We start from the raw sequence: 6,493 nt of genomic DNA on the forward strand, positions 1-6,493 counted from the left end.
TTAGTGGGGTGACCAACCGTCCACTCCGGCCCTACAGTCGGGTTATGTCCCCGCGATTCGCCCGTCTGCTCCGCGACTCCCGCGCCGCGCTGTTCACGATGCTCGGCGCCCTGGCCGTCATCTGGGCGGTGCAGGTGGCGAACTGGCTCGACGACTACCGGCTCTCCTACGAGTACGGGATCAGCTCCGGGCGGCTGGACGAGCTGCCGGACATCTTCACCAGCACGCTGCTGCACTTCGGTTGGGACCACATCGAGGCCAACTCCTGGCCGCTGTTCGCGTTCGGCTTCCTGGCCGCTTACCGGGGGATGAAGCGGTTCCTGCTGGCGACGCTGCTGATCGTGGTGTCCAGCGGGCTGACGGTCTGGCTCTTCGAGCGGCCCGACACCGTGACGGCGGGGGCCAGCGGGTTGGTCTACGGGTACTTCGGCTACGTGGTGCTGCGCGGGATCTTCGACCGCAACCTGGTGGACACGCTGATCGGCGTGGCCGTGGCGGCGGTGTACTCGTACCTGCTGCTGGGCGTGCTGCCGAGCGCGCAGGGCGTCAGCTGGCTGGGCCACCTGGGCGGGCTGATCGGCGGCCTGGCCGGCGCCTGGCTGCTGCGGAACCGGGGCGACCGGGCCCCGAAGGACGCCCCGAAGGACACCCCGAAGACCGCCGCGAACCCGAGCGGCCCGGGTACCGCGCTGCTCAAGGAACTCGACGACCTGGGCATCTGAGCCCGACGGCGCCGGCTGCGGCCGCGTGGGCGTCCGAGGCGGCGTCCGAGCGCGGACGGCCCTTCGCTCACCTGCGCCGCCGGGACGTCCCGAACAGGCTCCGGGAGATCTCCCGCCCGAGCTGCGTCCCGGCGGAGCGGGCGAAGGACTTCAGCGCCGGATTGCTCAGCAACGACCCGAGCAGCCCGCCGCCCTCCTTCTCCCGTCGCTCCGGTTCCCGCCGCGGCTCCCCGGACGGCTCGGGCACTGACTCCGGCACCGGCTCCGCCTCCGGCCGGGCCGCCCGCGCCGCCAGCTTCTCGTACGCCGACTCCCGGTCGACCGCGTCCCGGTACCTCCCGACCAGCGCCGACCCGTCCACCGCCGCCCGCAGCGCCGCCGGATCGAGCGGCCCCATCAGCGACTGCGGCGCCCGCAGCCTGGTCGCCGCGACCGGCGTCGGCGCGCCCTTCTCGGACAGCACCGTGATCACCGCCTCGCCCGTCCCCAGCGAGGTCAGCACCTCCCCCAGGTCGTACGCGGGCGACTTCGGGAAGGTCGACACCGTCGCCTTGAGCGCCTTGGCGTCGTCCGGGGTGAACGCCCGCAGCGCGTGCTGCACCCGGTTGCCCAGCTGCGCCAGCACGTCCCCCGGCACGTCCTTCGGCGTCTGGGTGACGAAGAAGATCCCCACCCCCTTCGAACGGATCAGCCGCACGGTCTGGGTGATCGCCTCCAGGAAGGCCTTGGAGGCACCCTTGAACAGCAGGTGCGCCTCGTCGAAGAAGAAGACCAGCTTCGGCCGGTCGAGGTCCCCGACCTCGGGCAGCTCCTGGTAGAGGTCGGCGAGCAGCCACATCAGGAAGGTCGAGAAGAGCCTCGGCCGGTCCTGCACGGCGGGCAGCTCCAGCACCGAGACCACGCCCCGGCCGTCCTCGGCCCGCCGCAGCAGCTCGGCGGTGTCGAACTCCGGCTCGCCGAAGAACGCCCCGGCGCCCTCGTTCTCCAGCAGGGTGAGCGAACGCAGGATCACCCCGGCGGTGGCGGCTGAGAGCCCGCCGATGCCCTTCAGCTCCTCCTTGCCCTCGGGCGAGGTGAGGAAGGTGATGACCGCCGTGAGGTCCTTGAGGTCGTACAGCTCCAGGCCCCGGCGGTCGGCGTAGTGGAAGACCAGGCCGAGCGAGGCCTCCTGGGTCTCGTTCAGCTCCAGCACCTTGGCCAGCAGCAGCGGCCCGAAGCTGGTGACCGTCGCCCGCAGCGGGATGCCGGTGCCCTGGCCGCCGAGCGCGTAGAACTCGGCGGGGCAGCCCCGGGCCCGCCAGTCCTGGCCGACCTCGGCGGCCCGGGCGGCGGTCCGCTCGCCCGGCTCGCCGGGCGCGGCCACCCCGGAGACGTCGCCCTTGATGTCGGCGAGGAACACCGGCACGCCCTGGTCGGAGAGCTGTTCGGCGATCAGCTGGAGGGTCTTGGTCTTGCCGGTGCCGGTGGCCCCGGCCACCAGGCCGTGCCGGTTGAGCACCCCGAGCGGCACCCGCACCGGAGCGCCGGCGTACGCGGCGCCGTCCAGCAGCACCGCGCCGAGGTCCAGCGCGGGCCCGGTGAAGGCGTACCCGTCGGCGATCTCCCGGACGGCGGACGGAACGGCAGCGGACATCGGACGACCCTCCAGAGCGGTACGGCGGTCCGGCGAAGGGACGGCTGCCACGCGGGACCTACACGACATTTCCCATGAAACAGCCGCAATCCCCCGCCCGCAGCCCGTACCCGTGCGCGTGGCGGCGTCGCGGCTGCTGCGCCATCCGCCGCCCAAACGGTAGGCTTTCCGTGTGATCTTCAAGCGCATCGGCAATGGGCGGCCGTACCCGGATCACGGCCGTACCAGCACCCGCCAGTGGGCGGACGTCGCCCCGCGCCCGGTGCGACTGGACCAACTGGTGACCACCAAGGGACAACTGGATCTGGAAACCCTCCTGGCGGAGGACTCCACCTTCTACGGGGACCTCTTCGCGCACGTCGTGAAGTGGCACGGTGACCTGTACCTGGAGGACGGACTGCACCGCGCGGTCCGCGCCGCGCTCCAGCAGCGCCAGGTGCTGCACGCCCGTGTCCTCGAAATGGAATGACCGGGGACCAGCCGAACGGCCCCGCACGCGTTCGGACCGCCCCGCGGCTGCTTCCGCGGGGCGGTCCGTTCGTACCCGGGCGCGGTTCGCGGTGCCGCCATTCGGGTACCGGCGTACTCCTGATGATGATCGTTTAGTACCTTCACCGCTGTCCGGCACTAATCTGCTGACTACGGCCGCGACCGCGTCCGCGTGACACCGCGTTCGCGTGGTTCCTGCGCCCACCGTCACCCGATCCCCGCCCTGGCACGAGGGGGAGACAAACCGTGAGCATGTTGACTCCCCAAGGCCTGAAGGGGAAGCAGTACCGGATCACCGGCAACTCGTACCCCCGGCTGGGCCGCCCGCCGAAACGGAGCCGCAAGGTGCTCGCGCTGATCGGCGTGGTACTCGCGCTGGCCCTGATCGGGCTCGGCGGCCTCCAGCTCTGGGACATCTTCAGCGGCAAGGGGAAGAACGCCTCCGCCGAGGCCTGCGCCACCCCGTCCGGCAAGCCACTGGCCGCCCCGGCCCCGGCGGCGACCCCGACCGCGCCGGGCTCGGCGGCCGCTCCGATCGACCCGGCGGCCGTCCCGCAGCCGGCGGCGGTCACCGTGAACGTCTACAACGCCACCGCCAAGGCCGGTCTGGCCGCCCGTACCGCCGAGGAGCTGAAGAAGCGCGGCTTCACCATCGGCAAGGTCGGCAACGCCCCGGCGGAGCTGGACAAGAAGGTGCCCGGCACCGCCCAGGTGATCGCCGGACCGGCCGGTGCCGGGGCGTCCACCCTGGTCGGCTCGGTGATCGCGGGCGCGACCAGCACCGCCGACGCCCGCACCGACACCACCGTGGACTTCGTCATCGGCGACAGCTACAACGCGCTGCTGGACGAGACCCAGGCCGCCGCCGCGCTGGCCCTGGCCACCAAGCCGGTCCCGGCCCCGAGCACCACCGGCAGCTGCTGACCGGCCCGCACGACGACGAAGCCCCCCGGCGGAGCGCCGGGGGGCTTTCCCGTACCGGGGCCGGAGCGGGACTCAGCCCGCGGTGCCGTACAGCCGGTCGCCGGCGTCGCCGAGGCCCGGGACGATGTAGCCGTTCTCGTTCAGCCGCTCGTCGACGGCGGCGGTGACCACGGTGACCGGCAGACCGGCCAGCTCGCGCTCCATCACCGCGACGCCCTCGGGGGCGGCCAGCAGCACCACGGCGGTGACGTCGGTCGCGCCGCGCTCGATCAGCATCCGGATCGCCGCGACCAGCGTGCCGCCGGTGGCCAGCATCGGGTCGAGCACGTACACCTGGCGGCCGGAGAGGTCGTCCGGCATCCGGGTGGCGTAGGTGGAGGCCTCCAGGGTCTCCTCGTTGCGCACCATGCCCAGGAAGCCGACCTCGGCGGTCGGCAGCAGCCGGGTCATGCCGTCCAGCATGCCGAGGCCGGCCCGCAGGATCGGCACCACCAGCGGACGCGGGTAGGACAGCCGGGTGCCGGTGGTGACGGCCACCGGGGTGGTGATCTCCACCGCGTCGGTGCGGACGTCCCGGGTGGCCTCGTACGCGAGGAGGGTCACCAGCTCGTCGGTCAGGCGACGGAAGGTCGGCGAGTCGGTGCGCTCGTCGCGCAGGGTGGAGAGCTTGTGGGCGACCAGGGGGTGGTCGACGACGTGGATCCGCATGCGTCGAGGTTAGCCCGGGTCCGGACGCCCGTACGACACGCCGTGCCAGGCCGGGCCGCGGGCCGACCCGGGCGGGTGCGGGTCGCGCGGTGACTCGCCGTGACGTGGTGAGAATGTCCGGACGGATCGGCCTCCTGTGGTATCAACCCGGCCGATCTGGGAAAGTCACGTCCTATGACGAGCAACCCGAACCCCGGGGACGGCTCGGCGGACGGGGCCACGGCCGCGTCGGGCGACCGCACGGGTCCGCCCCCGGACCGGCCGGAGACCGAGGCGGAGCGCCGCAGGCGTCGTGCCGTCTTCCTGCGCGAGCTCACCGAGGCCAGGGAACTGCGCGAGCGGGTGCAGCCCCGGCGGACCAAGGAGCGCCGGATGCGCGAAGCGATGCGGATGCGAACCTTCCGGTTCTGACGGGCCCCGCACGAGTCCTTCACCCGCCCGCCGCCGCCCGGTCCCGGTAGACCGTCCGGCGGCCGGCCCTTCCGACACGACCTGCAAAGACGCGCTGCAGAACACCCCCCGCAAAGCCGTGCTTTCTGTCACGATTCCGATGGGACGGTCCGAACAGCGGACCGCCTCTGGCGCGGGGGCGGCCAGTTCCGCGCCGCCCGCGAGCGCCGACAGCCGAGACCGAGATCTTGGGAGTGTCCCTGGTGGCGTACTTCGCTGCAGTGCTTGCTCGCACCGAGGACGGGTGGGATGTCAGCGAGACGGAGCTCGACGACGTCGAAGCCCTCTCCGACCTGGCCGACCTGGCCCGCGAGGCGACCCAGGACGACGACAGCGTCCTGGTCTTCATCGAACAGGAGGACGCCTGGTTCGCCATCGTCCGGGTGGACGGTGAGGAGGATCCGCGGATCTTCGTGTCGGACGGCGCCGCCGCCGCCCGCAGCTCCTACGGCTCCGTCCTCACCGACGAGCTGGTGGACCAGGCCGGCGAGAGCGAGTTCGGCGACCTCGACAACCTGGTCGCCGAGCTGGAGGACGACGCGGAGGCCGAGGAGCAGGAGGACGACGAGGACGGCGACGGCCGCGGCGGCGTCCCGGTCGGCCCGCTCGGCGACGCCCACCTGCTGACCGAGTTCGGCCTCGCCGCCGACGAGCTGATCGCGCTCAGCGGCGAGGGCGCGGTGCCCGGCGACGCCCTGGAGGAGATCGCCGAGGCGCTCGGCTGCGGCGAGGTCCTGGAGGCCGTCCGGTAACGCTCCGTGTCCTCCCTCCGGACGCCGGACCGCCGCCATGCCCGACACTGGATGCCATGCAGTCCGTCCGCCCGATCCCGCCGCTGCCCGCTCCCGTCCGCCCCGACCCGGTCCGTGACCGCTGGGCGGCGCCGATGCGCCTCGCCATCGCCGAGGCCGCCCTGGCGCCGGCCACCGGTGACGTCCCGGTCGGGGCGCTCGTCCTCGGCCCGGACGGCGAGATCCTCGGCCGCGGCCACAACGAACGCGAGGCCGTCGGCGACCCGACCGCCCACGCCGAGGTGGTCGCCATCCGCGAGGCCGCCGCGAAGCTCGGGGGGGCCGCGCCGAGCGCGTCGGGCGAGGGTGGTGACGGACGACGGGAGGGCTGGCGGCTGAACGGCTGCACGCTGGTCGTCACCCTGGAGCCCTGCACGATGTGCGCGGGCGCGATCGTGCTCTCCCGGATCGACCGGGTGGTCTACGGCGCCCTCGACGAGAAGGCCGGCGCGGCCGGCTCGCTCTTCGACGTGATGCGCGACCGGCGGCTCAACCACCGGCCCGAGGTGATCTGGGGCGTCCTCGCCGACGAGTGCGGCGAGCAGCTGCGCGCCTTCTTCGACGCCCACCGCTGAACCGCACCGCCGGCCCCCGCCGCGGATCCCGCCCCGGGAACGGATTTCGTTCCCGCGCCACCCGTCCGGTAGAGTTCCCCTCGGTAGCGTGTCCGAGCGGCCAAAGGAGCACGCCTCGAAAGCGTGTGTGGGGGCAACTCCACCGTGGGTTCGAATCCCACCGCTACCGCCAGCGAGGCCGAAGGCCCGTCCGGTGAACCG

At 72.9% G+C, this 6,493-nt stretch carries 8 protein-coding genes and 1 tRNA gene; 7 read left to right on the forward strand and 2 right to left on the reverse strand.

Annotated elements, in window-relative coordinates; all coding sequences use genetic code 11:
* Positions 1 to 44: 44 nt before the first annotated feature.
* Positions 45 to 722, forward strand: a complete 678-nt coding sequence (locus ABD308_RS11150; protein ID WP_344331797.1) for a rhomboid family intramembrane serine protease — start codon at positions 45 to 47, stop codon at positions 720 to 722.
* 67 nt (positions 723 to 789) lie between these two features.
* Here the strand turns inward: ABD308_RS11150 and ABD308_RS11155 are convergent, their stop codons facing one another.
* Complete coding sequence (locus ABD308_RS11155) at positions 790 to 2,355, reverse strand: helicase HerA-like domain-containing protein (protein ID WP_344331798.1); 1,566 nt, start codon at positions 2,353 to 2,355, stop codon at positions 790 to 792.
* 172 nt (positions 2,356 to 2,527) lie between these two features.
* Here ABD308_RS11155 and ABD308_RS11160 point away from each other — a divergent pair, with 172 nt between their 5' ends.
* Positions 2,528 to 2,824 (forward strand): type II toxin-antitoxin system VapB family antitoxin, encoded by a 297-nt coding sequence (locus ABD308_RS11160; RefSeq protein WP_030061387.1) that lies wholly within the window; start codon positions 2,528 to 2,530, stop codon positions 2,822 to 2,824.
* A gap of 272 nt (positions 2,825 to 3,096) precedes the next feature.
* Entirely contained in the window at positions 3,097 to 3,768 is a 672-nt protein-coding gene (locus tag ABD308_RS11165) for a LytR C-terminal domain-containing protein (protein ID WP_344331824.1), read from the forward strand.
* Positions 3,769 to 3,840: 72 nt separating this feature from the next.
* Here the strand turns inward: ABD308_RS11165 and upp are convergent, their stop codons facing one another.
* Positions 3,841 to 4,476: a uracil phosphoribosyltransferase gene (gene upp / locus ABD308_RS11170; protein ID WP_344331799.1), complete on the reverse strand. Its 636-nt coding sequence runs from the start codon at positions 4,474 to 4,476 to the stop codon at positions 3,841 to 3,843.
* Between the two features lie 174 nt (positions 4,477 to 4,650).
* On the opposite strand from upp, the gene ABD308_RS11175 reads away from it, so the two are divergent.
* The 4 genes from ABD308_RS11175 to ABD308_RS11190 all read left to right on the forward strand — a co-directional run bounded on the left by ABD308_RS11175 (position 4,651) and on the right by ABD308_RS11190 (position 6,464).
* Complete coding sequence (locus tag ABD308_RS11175; RefSeq protein ID WP_344331801.1) at positions 4,651 to 4,887, forward strand: hypothetical protein; 237 nt, start codon at positions 4,651 to 4,653, stop codon at positions 4,885 to 4,887.
* Positions 4,888 to 5,147: 260 nt separating this feature from the next.
* Positions 5,148 to 5,678 carry a tRNA adenosine deaminase-associated protein gene (locus tag ABD308_RS11180; RefSeq protein WP_344331803.1) on the forward strand — a complete coding sequence of 177 codons (531 nt, stop codon included), beginning with the start codon at positions 5,148 to 5,150 and terminating at the stop codon, positions 5,676 to 5,678.
* A gap of 56 nt (positions 5,679 to 5,734) precedes the next feature.
* On the forward strand, positions 5,735 to 6,292 hold the full coding sequence (locus ABD308_RS11185; RefSeq protein ID WP_344331805.1) for a nucleoside deaminase: 558 nt from the start codon (positions 5,735 to 5,737) through the stop codon (positions 6,290 to 6,292).
* 82 nt (positions 6,293 to 6,374) lie between these two features.
* A tRNA-Ser gene (locus tag ABD308_RS11190) sits at positions 6,375 to 6,464 on the forward strand.
* The last annotated feature ends 29 nt before the right edge of the window (positions 6,465 to 6,493 follow it).

Origin of the sequence: Kitasatospora putterlickiae (genome assembly GCF_039527695.1) — a bacterium.
Classification (GTDB): domain Bacteria; phylum Actinomycetota; class Actinomycetes; order Streptomycetales; family Streptomycetaceae; genus Kitasatospora; species Kitasatospora putterlickiae.